At 69.8% G+C, this 18,013-nt stretch carries 15 protein-coding genes and 1 pseudogene; 7 read left to right on the top strand and 9 right to left on the bottom strand.

The genetic code is table 11. The annotated features are described in order from the left end of the window. Nucleotides 1-66 precede the first annotated feature (66 nt). Nucleotides 67-897 (top strand): SIR2 family NAD-dependent protein deacylase, encoded by an 831-nt coding sequence (locus D473_RS0108265; protein ID WP_017608606.1) that lies wholly within the window; start codon nucleotides 67-69, stop codon nucleotides 895-897. 8 nt (nucleotides 898-905) lie between these two features. Here the strand turns inward: D473_RS0108265 and D473_RS0108260 are convergent, their stop codons facing one another. The 5 genes from D473_RS0108260 to yczE form a co-directional block, all read right to left on the bottom strand. Further along, entirely contained in the window at nucleotides 906-4,055 is a 3,150-nt protein-coding gene (locus D473_RS0108260; protein ID WP_017608605.1) for an NACHT domain-containing protein, read from the bottom strand. A gap of 66 nt (nucleotides 4,056-4,121) precedes the next feature. Beyond that, a complete protein-coding gene (locus D473_RS0108255; RefSeq protein ID WP_017608604.1) occupies nucleotides 4,122-4,790 on the bottom strand; it encodes a uracil-DNA glycosylase in 669 nt (222 codons plus the stop codon). 95 nt (nucleotides 4,791-4,885) lie between these two features. Next, on the bottom strand, nucleotides 4,886-5,179 hold the full coding sequence (locus D473_RS0108250; protein ID WP_017608603.1) for a helix-turn-helix domain-containing protein: 294 nt from the start codon (nucleotides 5,177-5,179) through the stop codon (nucleotides 4,886-4,888). A gap of 133 nt (nucleotides 5,180-5,312) precedes the next feature. Next, nucleotides 5,313-7,118, bottom strand: a complete 1,806-nt coding sequence (locus tag D473_RS0108245) for a glycoside hydrolase family 15 protein (protein WP_017608602.1) — start codon at nucleotides 7,116-7,118, stop codon at nucleotides 5,313-5,315. A gap of 308 nt (nucleotides 7,119-7,426) precedes the next feature. After that, nucleotides 7,427-8,116, bottom strand: coding sequence for a membrane protein YczE (gene yczE, locus D473_RS0108240; RefSeq protein WP_017608601.1), 690 nt, complete (start codon nucleotides 8,114-8,116; stop codon nucleotides 7,427-7,429). Between the two features lie 151 nt (nucleotides 8,117-8,267). Between yczE and yczR the strand changes: the two genes are divergently transcribed. Beyond that, complete coding sequence (gene yczR, locus D473_RS0108235; RefSeq protein ID WP_017608600.1) at nucleotides 8,268-9,728, top strand: MocR-like transcription factor YczR; 1,461 nt, start codon at nucleotides 8,268-8,270, stop codon at nucleotides 9,726-9,728. A gap of 40 nt (nucleotides 9,729-9,768) precedes the next feature. Here yczR and D473_RS0108230 read toward each other — a convergent pair whose 3' ends face one another. Beyond that, on the bottom strand, nucleotides 9,769-10,590 hold the full coding sequence (locus tag D473_RS0108230; protein ID WP_026126729.1) for an alpha/beta hydrolase: 822 nt from the start codon (nucleotides 10,588-10,590) through the stop codon (nucleotides 9,769-9,771). A 303-nt stretch (nucleotides 10,591-10,893) separates the two neighbouring features. Here D473_RS0108230 and moaA point away from each other — a divergent pair. From moaA to mobA, 4 genes and pseudogenes are all read left to right on the top strand, one after another. Then, a pseudogene (gene moaA / locus D473_RS25605) lies at nucleotides 10,894-11,855 on the top strand (GTP 3',8-cyclase MoaA). A 149-nt stretch (nucleotides 11,856-12,004) separates the two neighbouring features. Next, the gene (locus D473_RS0108220) at nucleotides 12,005-13,288 is read left to right on the top strand and encodes a metal-dependent hydrolase family protein (RefSeq protein WP_017608597.1); all 1,284 of its coding nucleotides are present in this window, start codon (nucleotides 12,005-12,007) and stop codon (nucleotides 13,286-13,288) included. A 110-nt stretch (nucleotides 13,289-13,398) separates the two neighbouring features. Continuing rightward, complete coding sequence (locus D473_RS0108215; protein WP_017608596.1) at nucleotides 13,399-14,586, top strand: RtcB family protein; 1,188 nt, start codon at nucleotides 13,399-13,401, stop codon at nucleotides 14,584-14,586. A gap of 50 nt (nucleotides 14,587-14,636) precedes the next feature. Continuing rightward, nucleotides 14,637-15,224 (top strand): molybdenum cofactor guanylyltransferase, encoded by a 588-nt coding sequence (mobA, locus tag D473_RS0108210; protein WP_017608595.1) that lies wholly within the window; start codon nucleotides 14,637-14,639, stop codon nucleotides 15,222-15,224. Nucleotides 15,225-15,270: 46 nt separating this feature from the next. On the opposite strand, the gene D473_RS0108205 is transcribed toward mobA, so the two are convergent. After that, nucleotides 15,271-15,477 (bottom strand): hypothetical protein, encoded by a 207-nt coding sequence (locus tag D473_RS0108205; protein ID WP_017608594.1) that lies wholly within the window; start codon nucleotides 15,475-15,477, stop codon nucleotides 15,271-15,273. A gap of 519 nt (nucleotides 15,478-15,996) precedes the next feature. Between D473_RS0108205 and D473_RS0108200 the strand changes: the two genes are divergently transcribed. Beyond that, entirely contained in the window at nucleotides 15,997-16,206 is a 210-nt protein-coding gene (locus D473_RS0108200) for a dodecin (RefSeq protein WP_017608593.1), read from the top strand. 74 nt (nucleotides 16,207-16,280) lie between these two features. Here the strand turns inward: D473_RS0108200 and D473_RS0108195 are convergent, their stop codons facing one another. Beyond that, nucleotides 16,281-17,066 carry a hypothetical protein gene (locus D473_RS0108195; RefSeq protein WP_017608592.1) on the bottom strand — a complete coding sequence of 262 codons (786 nt, stop codon included), beginning with the start codon at nucleotides 17,064-17,066 and terminating at the stop codon, nucleotides 16,281-16,283. Nucleotides 17,067-17,210: 144 nt separating this feature from the next. After that, nucleotides 17,211-17,927 (bottom strand): hypothetical protein, encoded by a 717-nt coding sequence (locus D473_RS0108190; RefSeq protein WP_017608591.1) that lies wholly within the window; start codon nucleotides 17,925-17,927, stop codon nucleotides 17,211-17,213. Nucleotides 17,928-18,013 lie beyond the last annotated feature (86 nt).

The raw sequence follows: 18,013 nt of genomic DNA, 5'->3' as shown, positions 1-18,013 counted from the left end.
TGCGACACGGCCCCCATGCCACACGGCGGCGGAGACGCGGCTCCGTGTCGCTGCCACAATGAGGTCATGGCCTCCACGACCTCCGACTCCGCACCGTTCGCCGACCCCGACGGTTTCGATCAAGCGGCCGAGCTCATGGCCTCGGCCGGGCGCATCACCGTCCTCACCGGGGCAGGGGTGTCCACCGACTCGGGTATCCCCGACTTCCGCGGCCCCAACGGGCTCTGGACCCAGAACCCCAACGCCCAGGCGTTCTCCGACATCGACACCTACATGGGTGACATCGACGTGCGCCGCCAAGTGTGGCTGCAGCGCCGCTCCCACAAGGCGTGGGAGGCCGCGCCCAACGCCGCGCACCGCGCCCTGGCCACCCTGGACACCACCGGGCGGCTGAACGCCGTCATCACCCAGAACATCGACGGGCTGCACCAGACCGCCGGGCTGGCCGAGGACAAGGTCATCGAGGTCCACGGCACGATGCTGCGGGTCATGTGCATGAACTGCGGCCTGCGCACCCCCAGCGCCACGGTGATGGCGCGCCTGGACGAGGAGTCCGACCCGCGGTGCGTGAGCTGCGGCGGCATCCAGAAGTCCGACACGATCTCCTTCGGGCAGCTCCTGGACCCCGAGGTCATCGAACGCGCCACCACGGCCGCGCGCGAGAGCGACCTGTTCATCGCGGTGGGCACCTCGCTGACCGTGCACCCCGTCGCCGGGCTGTGCGACGTCGCGATGATGGGCCGCGCCAACCTCATCATCGTCAACGCCGAGCCCACGCCCTACGACGACTACGCGAGCGTGGTGCTGCGGCAACCGATCGGCGAGGTGCTGCCGGGGCTGGTGCACCGGGTACCCAAGCGCGGACACGGCATCTTCCACGACTTCGAGGACCTTTAGGGAGAGTCTCAGCTTCCGGGACGGAAGTCGTCGGAGTAGGGCTCGGGTGCCGTGCGACCGATGTCGGGGGAGGGGTTGCGGGCCCCGCCGCTGACCAGTTTGGACAGCCAAGCCGGGTCCGGTCGGAGGTCGGCTACCGCTCGGGCGCGTTCCAGGACGGATTCGAGTTCTTGGGTGTCGTGCCCGTCGGGCACCTCGGAGAGCTGTTCCAGGTAGGAGCGCAGGTGAGTACGCAACCGCTCGTGCCTGCCGTCACTGAACCGGGTGGTCAGGTCATCGGTGGCCTGGCGCAGCGCCAGCAGCTCTGCGCGGCCCAGGAGTCGTGACGGCGTGAGGAGATGGCGGTAGGCGATGAAGCGTTTCGGGTCACCAGCGGCACTGGTGTCCGAGGAGAGCAACAGGCGCAGGAGCTCGTGCGGCTCGCTCCAGAGCTGGCCCGGATGCGAGCCGTCGTACCAGTTACCCAGATCGGGGGAGACGTGGTGCAGGTACGGGAGCATGCTCACCACCATCCGGGCCGCGCTGCCGGTGACACGCATCGCTGTCGACCGCAGGATGTGCGAGGTCGGACCCGGGAAAGGCACGGTGACCTCGTACGGGTTCATCATCACAGGCGCTTGCTCTGTCTCTCTGAGCAGGTAGAACCCGATCGACTCGCCGACGTTGACTTCTTCGCCCCGTTCGAGCTCGATGGTGATCCTGTAGCTCTCGTCGAGACCGATCCCCGTGTGCCGCACCCGCAGGGCCGCCAGGATCGCCGCCCACTCCGAACCCGGTAGACGCCGCCACAGGGCGGCCGTGGCGTGCCAGGCCTGCTCGGGGACCTCGTCGTCGCGGTGCAGGTGGGTCAGGTCCACCGGCCCGTCCTCGACCAACACCATGAGCAGCACGAGGTTGCTCGTGTAGTTGCCCTCACGGCGTGTCAGAGGGAGACGGGTCGGTTCGTAGGAGGTGAAGGACCGGTTGGATGCCGGGAACGGTGCTTCGCGGTACAGATCGACGAGCAGGTCGGTGTACTCGTCCCGCGCTTCCGGTTCTTCGGTGAAACGCTCGCCGAGGAGCTCGGCGAGGAATTCCACGACCTTCTGGCGTCCCGCGAAGCTGGCGAAGGAGGCGTAGGCGTAGAGCTCCCCGTCGTCGATGCGCTGGGCGCTGTGCTTGCGTCGCCGGCGCCGCCGTGAACCACCGGCGTGCTCGTCCACCAGATCGTCCAGGGCCTCGACCACGCTGCGGGCCACCAGGTACTCGCCGAAGGTGGCGTGCAGGAACTCGAAGACGCTCGCGGTGCCGCCGGAGCGCTGGGCCCGTGCCTCGTGCACGAAGAAGAAACGGCCGAGGAGCTGGTCGGCAGGGGAGATGCGCCCGTGCAGATCGGTGTCGTGCTCGCTCCGGAACGCCTCGGGCATGAGCACGGCCAGGTCGGAAGTCAGGTCCTCGGCTCTCACGCTCTGGCGCCGTCGGCTGAACATGGCGAGGGCGGCCACTTCTAGGTGGCGCAGTTCCCGGGCCACCGCCTCATCGAGGGTGTAGTCGGTGAGGGAGGCGTGGTGCTTTTCGACCTCGCGTTCGGCGAAACGGGTCAGCAGCCGCTCGTAGAGCTGTCCGTGGGAGAGGCTCTCTGCGGCCTGGCGCAGGGCGTTGCCGTCCGAGTCGTAGATGAGCAGCATCATGAGCAGGAGCGGCTGCTCGGCGAGCTCCCGGTAGCGCAGGAGGATGTCGGCGGTCAGCGGTTCCGAGCCGCGACGCACGAGTTCTGCGCCGTTGGTGGAGTTCCACACCTGGAGCATGTGGGCGATCTGGTCCCCTGAGAAGGGGGCCAGGCGGACCGTGACCGTGCCGAACGGAAAACGGGCCCGGTCGGCGACCACGGTCCGGCTGGTGACGATGACGGCGACCGGCCGGCCCATGGACCTCTGGCGCTCCTGGAACTCCTGGACCCGTTCCAGGTAGTCGGAGCGGTCCACCCCCGTGGCCTGCAGGAGTTCGTCGAACCCGTCGAGGATGATGACCGGAAGCGCACCGTCGGCGGATTCGGCGAGTTCGCGCCATGAGGTGTGCTCGTGCAGTGTGCTCTTGAGCCCGTCCTCGATCTGCACGTGGATCGGGGAGTTGGGTTGGACGTTGCGCAGTTCGACGCGGATCGCGAGGAAATCCGGCCCCGGGAGCTGGGCGGCGAGCATCTCGGTGAACTTGGACTTGCCGGCGCCGGGGTGGCCCAGGATGACGGTCGGATACGCGGTGGCGTAGGGGTGGAGCAGATGGGCGGCGAAGAATCCCTGGAGGTCCTGGGAACCGTGTTGTTGAGCCCACCAGGCCTCGGAAGAGGGATCCTGGTCCGGGCTGTCGACGGCCACCACTTGGCCCCGAGGGGGAATGTAGCTCTCCCTCAGGGACGGTAGCCGTATCCCCTCGGGCAGGTCGTCGGAACGGATGACATTGCGGTCGAGCGTGGACCGGTAGACGGCGGACAGTTCCTGCCGCCGGTTGTCGATCGCCCGTCCTGAACTGATCTCCTCGAGCGCGGCGTTGAGGCCCTGGAGCCCTGTTTCGAGTTCTTTCCGCGTGCGTTCGTGCTCACCCGCGTGCACCCACATCGCGAACTCGGGCACTTCTGCGGCCAGACGCAGAAGGTTCTCCGTGTACCTTTCCTCGAAACCAGGAAGAAGGGAAGGGCGCCAAAATATTCGGATCTGCGTGAGATCCACTGCGATGTCCCGAACCACGTCCGCCAGGTCGCCGGAAACGAGCACGGACGGGATCGGCAACCGATGGACCGCGGAATCGATCTCGTCCAGGAGAGCGATCTGCAACTCGTCCTCGGTCATGTGCGGACCGCCCGAGCCCCCGGACAGATCCAGTGGCCCCTCGTTCTCCGTGTGCTCTTCCCAAGCCTGGAGGAACGACAAGACCACCACGATCCGGTGCGCCGCCTCGATCTGCTCGGTGCGGCTCATCCGGCTCTCGCCGCGGAGCTTGGTCCCGATACCCTCCAGCGCCGCCCGGCCCTTCTCCACCAGCAGCTCGCGGAGCCCGAAGAGGCTGGGGACCCCCAACGCCCCCAACCCTCCGTCCGTCAGTTTCTCGGCGAAGTCCAACAACTCCGAGTCGTTCTTGCCGAGAACCTTCAACGCGTCCGCATAGCTGAGCTTCTTGGCCACGGCGACGGGCCGCCTTCCACGGTCGGGGGGTCGGGGGAATCGGGGACTGCGGGGATCCCCAGTGTCTCAGGGAAGCTGCCAGTCCACCGGCGCGGCCCCCATCTCCTCCAGCGTCCGGTTGGTACGGCTGAAGGGGCGGGAACCGAAGAAGCCGTTGCGCGCCGACATCGGACTCGGGTGCGTGGACTCCACGCACGGCACGCCCGGCATCAGCGGCCGCATGTTGCGGGCGTCGCGGCCCCACAGGATCGCCACCAGGGGCTTGTCGCGCTCGGCCAGTGCCCGGATCGCCTGGTCGGTGACGGTCTCCCAGCCCTTGTTGCGGTGCGAGCCCGGTTTGCCGGGGGTGACCGACAGGACCCTGTTGAGCAGCAGCACCCCCTGTTCCGTCCACGGCGTGAGGTCGCCGTTGGAAGGCATCGGTACGCCCAGGTCGTCCTGCATCTCCTTGAAGATGTTGCGCAGGCTCGCCGGCAGCTTCATGTCCGGGGCGACCGAGAAGCTCAGCCCCACTGCGTTACCGGGGGTGGGATAGGGGTCCTGGCCCACGATGAGCACCCGCACGTCCTCGAAGGGCAGTTGGAAGGCGCGCAGGACGTTCTGGCCCGCCGGCAGGTAGGTGCGTCCCTCGGCGACCTCGTGGCGCAGGAAGTCCCCCATGCGGGTGATCTCGGGGGCCACCGGCTCCAGCGCCTCGGCCCACCCGCTGTCCATGATCTTGTTCAGGTCCGACATGGCCAGAACACTAGCGGCCGAGCCGGGTGGTCACGGCCGTTTCGGGCGATCATTCGCCCATCGCCCGGGGTCTTTCGGGGGCGCCCCGGTCCCTCTCACGGCTTCGAGGCGCGGCGCAGCGCTTCCCGGTTGAGGCGCAGCTCGTCGAGGTAGCTGCGCGCGGCCCGCTCGGGGATCCGGTAGACCGACCCCACGCGCAGGGCGGTCAGCGTTCCTCTGCGGATGAGCCGGTAGACCGTCATGGTGGAGGCGCCCAGCAGTGCGGCGGTCTCGGCGGCGGTGAGCATGGGCACGGGCCTCTCCTCGCCCTGGTGGCCCTGCCCCTGCTCCTCGTGTGTGTGGCCGTTCCCCGTTCGGGCCCTGCCCCGGCCCGTCTCGTGGTCCCCCATGGCCACGACGTTAGAGCGGCCGGTTCGCCCCGTGGGGCCGGATGCCGAATCCGACCGGGTAAAGGGCATGAGTCCAGGTGAAACGGCTCCGCCGAAACCGGGGATCCCGGGGTTCGGGGCGGTGCGCCGACGTTTACTCCACGCGCCATGCCCCGCGCCGGGTGGCCAGGTTCAGGGCGGTGGTCACCAGGGGCACATGGCTGAAGGCCTGCGGGAAGTTGCCGACCTGGCGTTCGGCGTGCGGGTCCCACTCCTCGGCGAGCAGCCCGAGGTCGTTGCGCAGCGACAGCAGGCGCTCGAAGAGCTCGTGCGCCTCGTCCTCGCGGCCGATGGCCAGCAGCGCGTTGGCCATCCAGAAACTGCACGCCAGGAACGCCCCCTCCTCGCCCGGGAGCTGGTCGGCGGAGCTCTCCAGGTCGGTGCGGTAACGCAGCACGAACCCGTCCACCATGAGGTCCTCGCGGATCGCCTCGATCGTGCCGACCACACGGGGATCGTCGTAGGGAAGGAACCCGACCTCGGGGATCAGCAGGAGGGCGGCGTCCAACTCCTTGCTGCCGTAGTACTGGGTGAAGGTGTTGCGCTGGGGGTCGTAGCCGTACTCGCAGACCTCGGCGTGGATGGTGTCGCGCAGGGACCGCCACCGCTCGACGGGGCCCTCCTTGTGGAACTCCTCGATGCTGCGCACCGCCCGGTCGGCCGCCACCCACGCCATGACCTTGGAGTGCACGAAGTGCTGGCGCGGACCGCGCACCTCCCACAGGCCCTCGTCGGGTTCGTCCCAGCACCATTCCAGGTAGTTGACGAGGGAGCGCTGCAGCCCCCACAGGTGGTCGCCGCCGCGGATGCCGTGGCGCCGGGCCAGGTGCAGTACGTCCATGACCTCGCCGTAGACGTCGAGCTGGTACTGGCCCACGGCCGCGTTGCCGATCCGGACCGGGCGCGAGTCCTCGTACCCGGGGAGCCAGTCGGCCTCCCACTCGGTCAGCCGCCGCTCACCCCGGATCCCGTACATGATCTGCATGAGTTGGGGTTCGCCGGCCACCGCCCGCACGAGCCATTCGCGCCAGGCGCGGGCCTCCTCCTGGTAGCCGGAGCGGATGAGTGCTTCCAGGGTGATGGTGGCGTCCCGCAGCCAGCAGTACCGGTAGTCCCAGTTGCGGACGCCGCCGACCTCCTCGGGCAGCGAAGTGGTGGGAGCGGCCACGATCCCGCCGGTGGGACGGTAGGTCAGCGCCTTGAGGGTGATCAGGGAGCGCACGACCGCCTCGCGGTAGGAGCCCTCGTAGGAGCACTGGGCCACCCACTCCTTCCAGAAGCGTTGGGTGCGCGAGAGGGCCTTCTCCGCGTCCAGGTGGTCGGACTCCTCCACCTGGGAGGGGTGCCAGGTCAGCACGAAGGGCACCCGCTGGCCCGCGGTGACGGTGAAGGCCGCGTCGTGGGTGAAGTTGTGTCCGAACAGTTCCACGGGGGCGCTCAGCCACACGGCGTCCGGTCCGGCGATGGCGACGAGCTCGGTCCCCGCCCGGTGTACCCACGGCACCACGTGGCCGTGGTCGAAGCGCAGCCGCAGGGCGGTCTCCATCTGCACCGACCCGCTCACGCCCTCGACGATGCGTACCACGTGCGGGGCGCCCCCGCGCGGGGGCATGAAGTCGATGACGCGGACCGTACCGGTGTCGGTGTCCCACTCCGACTCCATGATGAGCGTCTCGCTCCGGTACCCGCGCCGGGTGGCCTCACGCGGGCCCCGGGCCGGGCGCATGGTCCAGCATCCGTTCTGTTCGTCGCCGAGCAGGGCGGCGAAGCACGAAGAGGAATCGAAGTCGGGCAGGCACATCCAGTCCACCGACCCGTCCCGGCCGATCAGAGCGGCGGTCTGCATGTCGCCGATGAGTGCGTAGTCCTCGATCCGTCCGGGCACGCGGCTCACCCCCATCACGTCGTCACGGTCACTGCGCTGGGCGTCCGCCGCCGGTCCGGGACCGGGACGTCGGTGCCGTCGCGGGTCGCGTCACGCACACCCGTCACTGCCTCACCGACTATGTGCCCAGGAGGGGGCGACCGAAAAGGTCGGCCCGGCAGGACCCTCCCGGGCCGTGGATTCCGGTCGTCGCCGCCTCTCATCCTCCCTGCCGGAGCGGGCAATGGCCATCACGTGCGCGGGGCGCGCGTGTATGCGGCGGGGTATGCCAGAGACTGCGGTCTTCGACCTTTCCGGGCGTCACCGCTCGGTGGTCCCTGCCGTCAGGACGGCTGGTGGTCCGACGACTGCGGGGGCCGCGGTGCCTCGGGCATGCGCATCAGCGGCAGGAACACCTGCGCCAGGGGGCCGATCGCCAACATGAACACGACCGTGCCCACCCCCACGGTCCCGCCGAGGAGGAAGCCGAGCAGGGCCACGGTCACCTCGATGAGCGTGCGTGCGAGACGGATCGAGAGACCGAGCCCGGCCAGGCCGGTCATGAGGCCGTCACGGGGGCCCGGGCCGAGTCCCACCCCGATGTAGCATCCCGTGGCCACGGCGCACACCAGGACCCCCAGGGCCAGCAGGGACAGGCGGAGCGGCAACAGGTCGGTCGTCGGCAGCAACCACAGCGACAGGTCCACCGACAACCCGATCACGACCACGTTGCTCAGTGTGCCGAGCCCGGCCTTCTGGCGCAGGGGGAGCCACAACAGCATGAGCAGGGCGCCGACGATGATGCTCCACGTGCCGATCGACAACCCCGTCTGCAGGGACAACCCCTGGTGCAGTACGTCCCAGGGGGTGGCCCCCAGGCCCGAGCGGATCAGCAGGGCCCCGCTGAGCCCGTACAGGTACAGGCCGACGTAGAGCTGCACGAGGCGGCGCAGCCGGGGCCGCGGCAGAACGGGGGTGATCAACAGCCCCTGGACCAGGGCGGGGGCCGAACGGCGGCGGGACGGTGTGGACAAGGGGGACCCTTTCATCGATCGAAAACAGATCGGGTGGTCGGATGAAAAGCCTTAGGGTGAGCCGATTCCGTATACTGGCTCAGTACGTGGCCGGACGAAAAGAGCCAATCCGAGAAACTGGCCCGTTCCGGTTCCGGTGAGGGGGACTCACATGGCGAGGCAGCGTACGGACCGTCCGGGGACCGGGGGCGGCACACGCCGGATCAACGGCACACTCCTCGCACGAATGATCGGTGCTTCTCCCGTCGAACGCCCCTATTATCTCGCGATCGCCCGGGCCGTGAGCGGGTTGGTCCTGGACGGGCGGGTGCCCACCCACACCCGCCTGCCCGCTGAACGCGACCTGGCCACTGCGCTGGGGGTCAGCCGCAACACCGTCACCGCGGCCTACGCGTGGCTGCGCGACCACCGTTTCCTCGACAGCAGGCAGGGGGCGGGGAGCTGGACCGTGCTGCCCGACAGCGGCGGCAAGGGGCCCACCCCCTTCGCGCCCACCACCGAGCACATCGACCTCGGGGTGGCCGCGCCGCCGGCCGTCGACGGTCTGCGCGAGGCCTCCTTCCACGCCTCCGAGCAGCTTGCCGCGCACATCGGCGGGATCGGCTATTACCCCTACGGCCTTCCGGAGCTGCGCCACGCCATCGCCCGGCGCTACGTCGAACGCGGACTGCCCACCGCGCCCGAACAGATCTTCGTCACCAACGGGGCCCAGCAGGCGATCACACTGGTCATGGACATGCTCCTGCAGCAGGGCGACCAAGTGCTGGTGGAATCACCCACCTACCCGCACGCTCTGGACGCCGTACGCCGCAACGGGGCCAGGATCCGCACCGCCGGCGCGACCCCGCAGGGCTGGGACATGGAGTACCTGGTGGAGGCCTTCCGCCAGTGGAAACCCGCCCTGGCCTACATGATCCCGGACTTTCAGAACCCGACCGGTGCGCTCATGGACGACGACGAGCGCCGGGTGCTGGTACGCGAGGCCCGCCGGGCGGGTACCCACCTGCTCGTCGACGAGTCCGTCGCGGAGCTGGGCATCGATTCGGGTGACCTGCCCGCCCCGGTGGCCGCCCACGACCCCGACGGACGCGTACTGACGGCGGGTTCGGTCGCCAAACTCCTGTGGGGCGGTCTGCGGGTGGGGTGGATCCGGGCCACGGCGCCGATGGTGTCCCGGCTCATGGCGGTGCGGCAGCGCTTCGACCTGACCGGTTCGGTGCACGACCAGCTCACGGCCACACACCTGCTGGCCGACATGCTGCGCATCCGCGCCGAGCGCAGCCGCCAGTTGCGCCGCAACCGCGACGCGCTGGTCGAGGCGCTGCGCGAACGCCTGCCCACGTGGCGTCCCAGCGTGCCCCCGGGCGGTCTCGTGGTGTGGACCTCGATGCCCCAGCCGGTCGCCACCGCCCTGGCCGAGACGGCGGGCCGGCACGGGGTGCACCCGGCGGCAGGCCCGGTCTTCGGTTCCGAGGGCACGCTCGAACACCATCTGCGCCTGGCCTACACCCAGCCGCCGGATGTGCTGGCCGACGCGGTGGACCGGCTGGCCGCGGCCTACGGCGAGACCTTGGACCATCCCGTCCAACCACGCGGGCGCCTCTACGTCTGAGCGGCCGCGCCCGGCGCGGAGCCGGGCACGGCCCGACTTCTCAAAGCGAGAACCGGCCGGCGAAGCGGGTCACCTCGGCCAGCACCTCGTCCCGGTTGGTCTCGTTGAAGATCTCGTGGCGGCCCCCGGGGAAGATTCGCGCGCTCACGTCCTCACCGGCCAGCGCCTCGATCCCCATGGCCGTGTCGGAGACCGGCACCAGCTGGTCGTCGGAGCCGTGCAGCCACAGCAGCGGCAGCGATCCGATCGAACCCGCCTGGCGCCCGCGCTCCAGCTCCCTCATGAGTGCGTCGACGGTGGGGCGCTTGAAGGGTCCGTGCCAGACCAGTTCGTCCTCGACGTAGGCCCGTCCCACTGCGGGGTCGCGGGAGAGCACGGCCGGGTCGATGGGGGTGTCGGGGATCTCCTCGGCCGCCTGGATCTGTTCCAGGGAGGTCCACCGGCCCAGGACCGGGCCGGAGAGCACCAGTGCCTGCACGGCCTCGGGGTGGACCTGGGCGTAGCGCGCGGCGACGAGTCCGCCCATCGAGTGGCCGATCAGCACCAGGGGAAGGTTGCGGTAGGCGGTGCGGGCCTGGGAGACGATCCGGTGCACGTCCTCGACCACACCGCTGTAGTCGTCGATGAGGACCCGCTCGCCCGAGGACTTGCCGTGCCCGCGGTGGTCGGCTCCGTAGACCACCGCCCCTGCGGCGACCAGGTCCTCGGCGACCGCGTGGTAGCGGCCCAGGTGTTCTCCGTATCCGTGCACCAGGATCGCCAGCCAGGTCGGTTCGCTCCCGGCAAGGGCCCAGGCCCGTGCGGCCAGCTTGGCCGTTCCGGCGGGGGCGCCCGCCACGGCCCACTCGCGTGTGGTGATCACCGTGTTGTGCCTCCTCATTCCGTTCCCTCGTCTGGGAGCATCTGTGTGATGGTCCGAGGTCGGTCCACCGAACGAAGCCTAGAGGGCAGGAGAGGCATCGGGCGCGTAACGATCGGGGATCGACCCGCCGCCAAAATTCTCAGCAGGCCCTATTGTTCCCTTGACGCCTGTGAATCGTGCAATATGGCGTATATCAGTTACCCACTGTTAAAAGGGATTATTTGTGCTAAACAGTGAGTAACGCTCGGGTGGGTAGAAACACGTATAGACCCCCCGAAAGCTCAACGTGGAGAGGGGACGCCCGTGCTGGCCGACTCCTATGGCCGTGTGGCGACCGACCTTCGAGTGTCGCTCACCGACCGCTGCAACCTCAGGTGCACCTACTGCATGCCGCCCGAGGGACTGGAGTGGCTCCCCAAACCGGAGCTGCTCACCGACGACGAACTACTCCGGCTCATCGACATCGGTGTCACCCGGCTCGGCATCACCGAGGTCCGCTTCACCGGCGGTGAACCCCTCCTGCGTCGCGGACTGCCCAACATCCTCGCCGGAACCACGGCCCTGCGGCCCCGGCCCCGCACGGCCCTGACCACCAACGCCATCGGACTGGCACGCACCGCCGAGGCCCTGGCCGAGGCCGGCCTCGACCGCGTCAACGTCTCCCTCGACACCCTGCAGCCCGAGATCTTCGAGAAGCTCGCCCGGCGGCGCCGCCTGTCCGACGTCCTCGACGGTCTGGCCGCAGCAGCCGAGGCCGGGCTCACCCCGGTCAAGGTCAACACCGTCCTCATGCGCGACATGAACGAGCACGAGGCCGCCGACCTGCTGCGCTTCAGTATCGAGCACGGCTACGAACTGCGCTTCATCGAGCAGATGCCGCTGGACGCCCAGCACGGCTGGCGCCGCGACACCATGATCACCGCCGACGAGATCCTGCGCTCGCTGGAGGCCGAATTCGACCTCCGGCCCGCCGACGCCGAGACCCGCGGCAGCGCCCCGGCCGAACTCTTCCACGTCAACGNNCGGCCCCCCGCCCCTTCTGCGGGGCCTGCGACCGCGTGCGCCTGACCGCCGACGGCCAGGTGCGCAACTGCCTCTTCGCCCGAGAGGAGTCGGACCTGCGCACCCCGCTGCGCGAGGGCGCCACCGACGAGGAGATCGCCGAACGCTGGAAGGCCGCCGTGGCTCCCAAGCTGCCCGGCCACGGCATCAACGACCCCAGCTTCCTGCAGCCGGCCCGGCCCATGTCGGCGATCGGCGGCTGAGCCGATCGGCGGCTCTCAGGGCGCCGGGGCGGTACCGACCGCCTCGGCGCCCGTCCGCGTTCATGACCAGGGGTGGCAGCACACCGGTGCGGGTATGGCACTCGGACTCGCCTCGCCCGGAGCGGCGGGCCCGATGTGAGGAGCGCGGGATGAGTACCGTACAGGCTTGCGAACCCGTTCTGTTCCGTGGCGTACGGGTCTTCGACGGTGCGCGCGAGGAGCTCTCGCAGCTCCGCGACGTCTATATCGAGAACCGCCGTATCGCCGACCCCGCCACCCGCCCCGACCCCGAGGCCCGTGTGATCGACGCGGAGGGCCGGGTCCTCATGCCCGGCCTCACCGATGCGCACGTGCACCTGTTCGGCATCGGTTCCACACAGGCCGAACTGCTGCTGGGGCCCACCGGACTGGGGTATTACAACGCCTTGGCCGAGGCCGCAGGCATGCTCATGCGCGGTTTCACCACCGTGCGCGACATGGGTGGCGACACCGGCGCCCTCAAGAAGGTCCTCGACGCAGGGCTCTTTCCGGGGCCACGCATCTACCCCAGTCAGGCCACTGTCTCCCAGACCGCCGGACACGGTGACTTCTCCGCGGTCCATGAAACCCCGCTGCCTCTGGGCGGCACGCCTTCCAGAGCCGAGGACATCGGCTTGACCAGGATCGCCGACGGGCGCCCCCAGGTGCTGACCGCTGTACGGGAACAGCTCAAGAAGGGCGCCAGCCAGATCAAGGTCATGGCCGGCGGGGGAGCGGCCTCCAACTACGATCCCCTCGACGTGGTCCAGTACACCCGCGACGAACTCCGTGCCGCTGTCCAGGCCGCCCAGGACTGGGGCACCTATGTGGCCGTGCACGTCTACAACGTCACAGGTGTCCGCCGCGCGGTCGAGGCCGGGGTCCGCTCGATCGAACACGGACATCTGGCCGACGAGGAGACCATTGCGTTGCTCGCCGAGAACGATGTGTGGCTGAGTACCCAGCCTTTCCTGGAGAGCGACCACGTCTACGCCTCACCCGAATCGAGGGCCAAGAACGAGGAGATCTGCGACGGAGTCGCCCGGACTCTGGAATGGGCACGCCGGTTCGACGTCCGCCTGGCCTTCGGCACCGACCTGCTGCTGGACCCCGCCGCGGCCCACCGCCAGATCGACATGTTCGTGCGCCTGCACACCGAGTTCGGCTTCAGCTCCGTGGAGGCCCTGCGCACCGCTACCTCCGGCAACGCCGAGCTCTTCGCCCTGGCCGGAGCACGGGACCCCTACCGGGACGCACGCCTGGGCGTGATCGACACCGGCGCCTGGGCCGACGTGCTGCTCGTGGAAGGCGATCCCGTCCAGGACCTGAGCATCCTCGCCGATCCCGCCCACGCCCTGGCCGTCATCGTCAAGGACGGGCGCGTGTACAAGGACACGCTCACCGGCGCCGGCTGACTCCGCGCGGGGAAAACCGGTTGCCGTTGCCCTCCGACTCTGGCTCGATGTGCGGTGGCGCCCCGGACCCGCGCCGTCCATGATCCGACCCAGGAGGAGGTGAACCGGCGATGTCCTACCAGGAGGTGCCCGGCACCCGCGTGCCCATCCGCATGTGGGCCGGACCCGACGACGTCGACGATCAGGTGATGGGCCAGCTCCGCAACATCAGCGCGGTCCCCTGGGTGCACGGCCTGGCCGTCATGCCCGACGTGCACTTCGGCAAGGGGGCCACGGTGGGGTCGGTGATCGCCATGCGCGACGCCGTCAGCCCCGCCGCGGTCGGCGTCGACATCGGCTGCGGGATGACCGCGGTGCGCACCGGACTGCGCGCCGAGGACCTGCCCGAGGACCTGCGCCGCGTGCGCTCGGCCCTGGAGGCGGTCGTTCCCGTCGGCTTCGACATGCACGGTGAAGAGGTCGACCCGGCCTCCCTTCCACTGCTGGACGAACGCGACTGGGACCGCTTCTGGTCGGCCTTCGAGGACCTGGCCCCGAGCGTGCACCACCGCCGTGACCGCGCCCATCGCCAGATGGGCACCCTCGGCGGGGGCAACCACTTCCTCGAGGTGTGCCTGGACGACGACGGGCGGGTGTGGATCGTGCTCCACTCGGGCTCGCGCAACATCGGCAACGAACTGGCCGCCCACCACATCGAGCAGGCCCGTTCCCTGCCGCACAACCAGGACCTGCCCGACCGCGACCTGGCCGTTTTCGTCTCCCGGACCCCGCAGATGGAGGCCTACCGCCGCGACCTGTTCTGGGCCCAGGAGTACGCCAAGCGCAACCGGGACGTCATGATGGCCCTGGCCTGCCGCGCCGTCCTCGAGCAGATCCCGCACACGACCTTCGAACAGTGGATCTCCTGCCACCACAACTACGTGGCCGAGGAGACCTACGACGGTGTCGACCTGCTCGTCACCCGCAAGGGCGCCATCCGCGCGGGCCGGGGCGAGTACGGCGTGATCCCCGGAAGCATGGCCACCGGCACCTACATCGTCCGCGGGCTGGGCAACCCGGACTCGTTCAACTCCGCTTCCCACGGCGCCGGCCGCCGCATGAGCCGCAACAAGGCCCGCCGCACCTTCTCCCGCCGCGACCTGCTCGAACAGACCCGGGGCGTGGAGTGCCGCAAGGACACCGGTGTCATCGACGAGATCCCCGGCGCCTACAAGGACCTGGAGTCGGTCATGGCGGCCCAGACCGACCTGGTCGAGGTCGTCGCCCACCTGCGCCAGGTGATCTGCGTCAAGGGTTGAGAGCGCACCTGCCCGGCACGGTGCCCGGGCAGGTGCGCCATGCTGGGAGCATGCACCGCACCGACCCTGATCCGCACGGGCCCGTACTGGCCGCCGTCGTCCTCGCCGGAGGGGCGGCCCGCCGGATGGGCGGTGCCGACAAACCCGGGCTCGTCGTGGGCGGGCACACTCTGCTCGAAAGGGTCGTGGCGGCCGTGCGGACCCACCGCCCCGACACGCACGTGGTCGTGGTCGGCCCCGAGCGCCCCAGCCCGGCGGCGGAGTACGTCCGTGAGGATCCCCCCGGCGGCGGCCCCGTACCCGCCCTGCGCGCCGGTCTGGCCCGTGTGCACGCCCCGTACACGGCCCTGCTCGCGGCCGACCTGCCCCATCTGGGCGCGGCCGATCTGGCCGCCTTGGAGAGGGCCGCGGCCCCGGGCCCCGGCGCCGTCTACGCCGACACCGTCGGACACCCCCAGTGGCTCACCGGCCTCTGGCACACCGACGCCCTGCGCACCGCACTGCGGAGCTATGAGGGCGCTTCCCTGCGCGGCCTGTTCGGCCCCATGGAGCCCCGGCGGGTCCGTCCCGCCGACGACCGTGCCGTGACCGATTGCGACACCCCCGAGGAGCTGGACCGCGCCCGCAACCGGTGGTGAAGCCGGTCCCGCCCGGGCCGGCGCGGCAGCAATCGGACCGGCGGGCTCAGCCCTCGAACTCGTCCCAGGCCACGGTCTCGCGCAGGAACCCGCGCATGTCCAGGAAGTTGGCCAGGTACTCGCGGTGCTCGCCGCAGGCCGTCCACACCTTGCGGCGGTCCGGGGTGTGCAGCTTGGGGTTGTTCCACACGAGTGCCCACTCGGCCCCGGCGCGGCAGTCCCGCCGCGAGCACTGCGGCTCGGTGGTGTTCATCGTGTGGCCCCCTCGTGTCGGTGAATGTGCTCCGACGCCTCTGCGCCGGTACCGGCTGCAGCGTACCGGGTGCACAAAAAAGTGGCGCCGGGTGGTTACGGGGGCAAACCACCCGGCGCCGCACGCGATGTTCCGACGGGGGCTCGAAACATCGCCCCGCGCTCCGACGGGGGACCGAAGCGCTGTTCCCAATGTACACCGATGTGCCCCTCTGTACGTCAAGAGTCAGTTACGACGTTGTCTCGGGAGAGTCCCGCCAGGACAAGGGATTTCGTTCCGCCTCGTGTCCGAAATCGCTTCATGGGCGCAGATTCGGGGCCGTGCCCGGGGCAAACGGAGGATGCTGCGGGTCATGTGGGCGCCGGTCGGGCTCCACGTCCCGGTCAAGCCGGGTCAAGAACTCCTGCTCGGTCCCGCGCGTGCGTTCGGTCCCCGTGTGGTCCACGGGACGCGGGGGCAGGGGGTGAACGAGGCCGCCGGCGGGGCGGCCGGCTGCACCGATCGACACGAGAGGTTGCCATGTCCGACAACACCTATCGAGTCACGGAGATCGTCGGGACCTCGCAGGAGGGCGTGGACCAGGCGATCCGCAACGCGATCAGCCGCGCCTCCGCGACCCTGCGCAGTCTGGACTGGTTCGAGGTCACCGAGGTGCGCGGCCACATAGAGGAGGGCGAGGTCGCCCACTACCAGGTGGGTCTGAAGGTGGGGTTCCGCCTCGAAGAGTGAGCCTTGCCCAACGCCGAGGCGGACGGGTCCGCGCCGCCGGGCCCCGTCCCCTCGTGCGTGCCGGTGCGGCCGGCTCAGGCGTCCTCGGAGCCCTCGTCGCCGGCCTGTACGTCCACGTGCACGTGGTCGAGGTGGCGCAGGATCTCGTTGTCGGGATCGGCCTCGTAGTCGCGCCAGCCCATCGACGGGTGGTACGTGCTCCAGATCCGGTCGTCGAAGATGATGACGTCGATCTCGTGGTCGGGGGCGTGGGCGATCAGCCAGTGCGCCATCACCCAGCCCGCACGCCGGTTCTCCTCGTTGACCGGACGGAAGAAGGCGTCGATGGCGCGTCCGTCGTAGTGCGCGGAGCCCTCACCGTGGCCGGTGTCGTAGCCGCCGGGTTCGTAGCCGCCCAGGCTCGGATCGGCGTAGACCTCCTCGATGCCGTCCTTGAGGTTCTGCGCACGCGGCGTCAGCCCGGACGGTTCCAGCTCCTCCTCCACCTCCAGATCCGGGTTCTTGGTGGAGCGGCAGGTCAGCGACGGGCCGGCGTCCTCCTCCGGGCCGTCCTGCAGCACGGCCATGGCGTCGTCGGGCACATCGCTGGTATCGGGGGCCCGGACGGGGGAGTCCTCACCCTGATCGGCGGCCACGGCGGCGGTGGTGGCGCGTCGGGCCTGTTCGCGCTCGAGCTGGATCTGCTCCTCGCCGACCGTCACGGTGCATTCGGGTCCCCACGGTGTGCTGGGGAGGGGGACGTCGGCCCGGTCGATCGCCCAGCGGGTGCCCAGGACCCCGATCACGGAGAGCACGCCGAGGAACACGACCGAGAGGAGGAGGCCGTACCAGCGTCGCTGCGGCATGGTGGATCTGTGCATGACTCCTGTTCCCCTGGGTCAGGGCCGGGGCGGACGAGACAGGGCCGGGCCGGAGGTGCTCCGACCCGGGTTCCCCATGACACAACGAACAAGTGATCCATAGATTTCCGGCAAACGGAATCTGATGGCCAGATCACACCCGGGTCACTGTCCCAGGACCGACCACAGGACGAACAGGCCGCCCGACACCAGGGTCAGCGCCCAGATCCGGTCCATGGTCACTCCACGCCACCGCAGGGCGTGCACGCCGAAGAAGTCGTAGGCGATCAGCGCTGCCACGCTCGCCGCGGCCAACATCGCCAAGGTGTGCGCCCCGGTGGCGAGCAGCCCCGTGGCGGTCGCGTCCCACAAGCTCCAGGAGCCCTCTGAGGCCGTGGTGGGCTCCACCCCGGCCGTGGCCCCTGCCCCGCCGTCCTGTGCCTCGTGCGTGCCGTGTGAGCCGTGGTCGTGGTGGGCGTGCGTGAGCCGACCGGCCATGACCGGGAAGACCATCAGTCCCGCCCCGTGCGCCGACGACATCAGGAACGCCCACGTGCCCACCTGCCACAACGGCAACCGGATCTCCCGCCAGTGGTAGTGGCGCCGTCGCACCAGCATCCACAACCCGTACAGGGCGATCGCCGTGCCGCACACCACCGGGAAGAGCACCGAGGCCGACATCGAACCGGTCACGGTGATCGCGACCGCGGCGACCGCGACGGCCCCCGCGTGCCCGAGCGCGACCACCGGCAGGGAACGCAGGACCTGCGCGCGTCCGCCCTCCTGCAGGCCGCGGGTCACGGCCAACAGCCAGCCCATGCCGGGGTGAAGGCCGTGGAAGGCGCCGAGTGCGACCAGGGTCCAGAGTTGCGCAGCGGTCACCGGGAAAGGCTCACACGCCCGTGTCCGAACGGCAATGGGACGTAAGCCATCGACCGGTTCCGGCCAACCGCGGTGGTCGCGGCTCG

The sequence above is a fragment of the Nocardiopsis xinjiangensis YIM 90004 genome (assembly GCF_000341145.1).
Taxonomy (GTDB): Bacteria; Actinomycetota; Actinomycetes; order Streptosporangiales; family Streptosporangiaceae; genus Nocardiopsis; species Nocardiopsis xinjiangensis.
The sequence above is the reverse complement of the archived record's forward strand: the minus strand, read 5'-3'. Positions and strand labels throughout refer to the sequence as shown.

Excerpts from the sequence above, each read along its gene's own strand:
- D473_RS0108265 (WP_017608606.1), top strand. The coding sequence starts at position 67 with ATGGCCTCCACGACCTCCGACTCCGCACCGTTCGCCGACCCCGACGGT.
- D473_RS0108255 (WP_017608604.1), bottom strand. The coding sequence starts at position 4,790 with ATGTCGGACCTGAACAAGATCATGGACAGCGGGTGGGCCGAGGCGCTG.
- D473_RS0108250 (WP_017608603.1), bottom strand. The coding sequence starts at position 5,179 with ATGGGGGACCACGAGACGGGCCGGGGCAGGGCCCGAACGGGGAACGGC.
- D473_RS0108245 (WP_017608602.1), bottom strand. The coding sequence starts at position 7,118 with ATGGGGGTGAGCCGCGTGCCCGGACGGATCGAGGACTACGCACTCATC.
- yczR (WP_017608600.1), top strand. The coding sequence starts at position 8,268 with ATGGCGAGGCAGCGTACGGACCGTCCGGGGACCGGGGGCGGCACACGC.
- D473_RS0108220 (WP_017608597.1), top strand. The coding sequence starts at position 12,005 with ATGAGTACCGTACAGGCTTGCGAACCCGTTCTGTTCCGTGGCGTACGG.
- D473_RS0108215 (WP_017608596.1), top strand. The coding sequence starts at position 13,399 with ATGTCCTACCAGGAGGTGCCCGGCACCCGCGTGCCCATCCGCATGTGG.
- mobA (WP_017608595.1), top strand. The coding sequence starts at position 14,637 with ATGCACCGCACCGACCCTGATCCGCACGGGCCCGTACTGGCCGCCGTC.
- D473_RS0108205 (WP_017608594.1), bottom strand. The coding sequence starts at position 15,477 with ATGAACACCACCGAGCCGCAGTGCTCGCGGCGGGACTGCCGCGCCGGG.
- D473_RS0108200 (WP_017608593.1), top strand. The coding sequence starts at position 15,997 with ATGTCCGACAACACCTATCGAGTCACGGAGATCGTCGGGACCTCGCAG.
- D473_RS0108195 (WP_017608592.1), bottom strand. The coding sequence starts at position 17,066 with ATGCACAGATCCACCATGCCGCAGCGACGCTGGTACGGCCTCCTCCTC.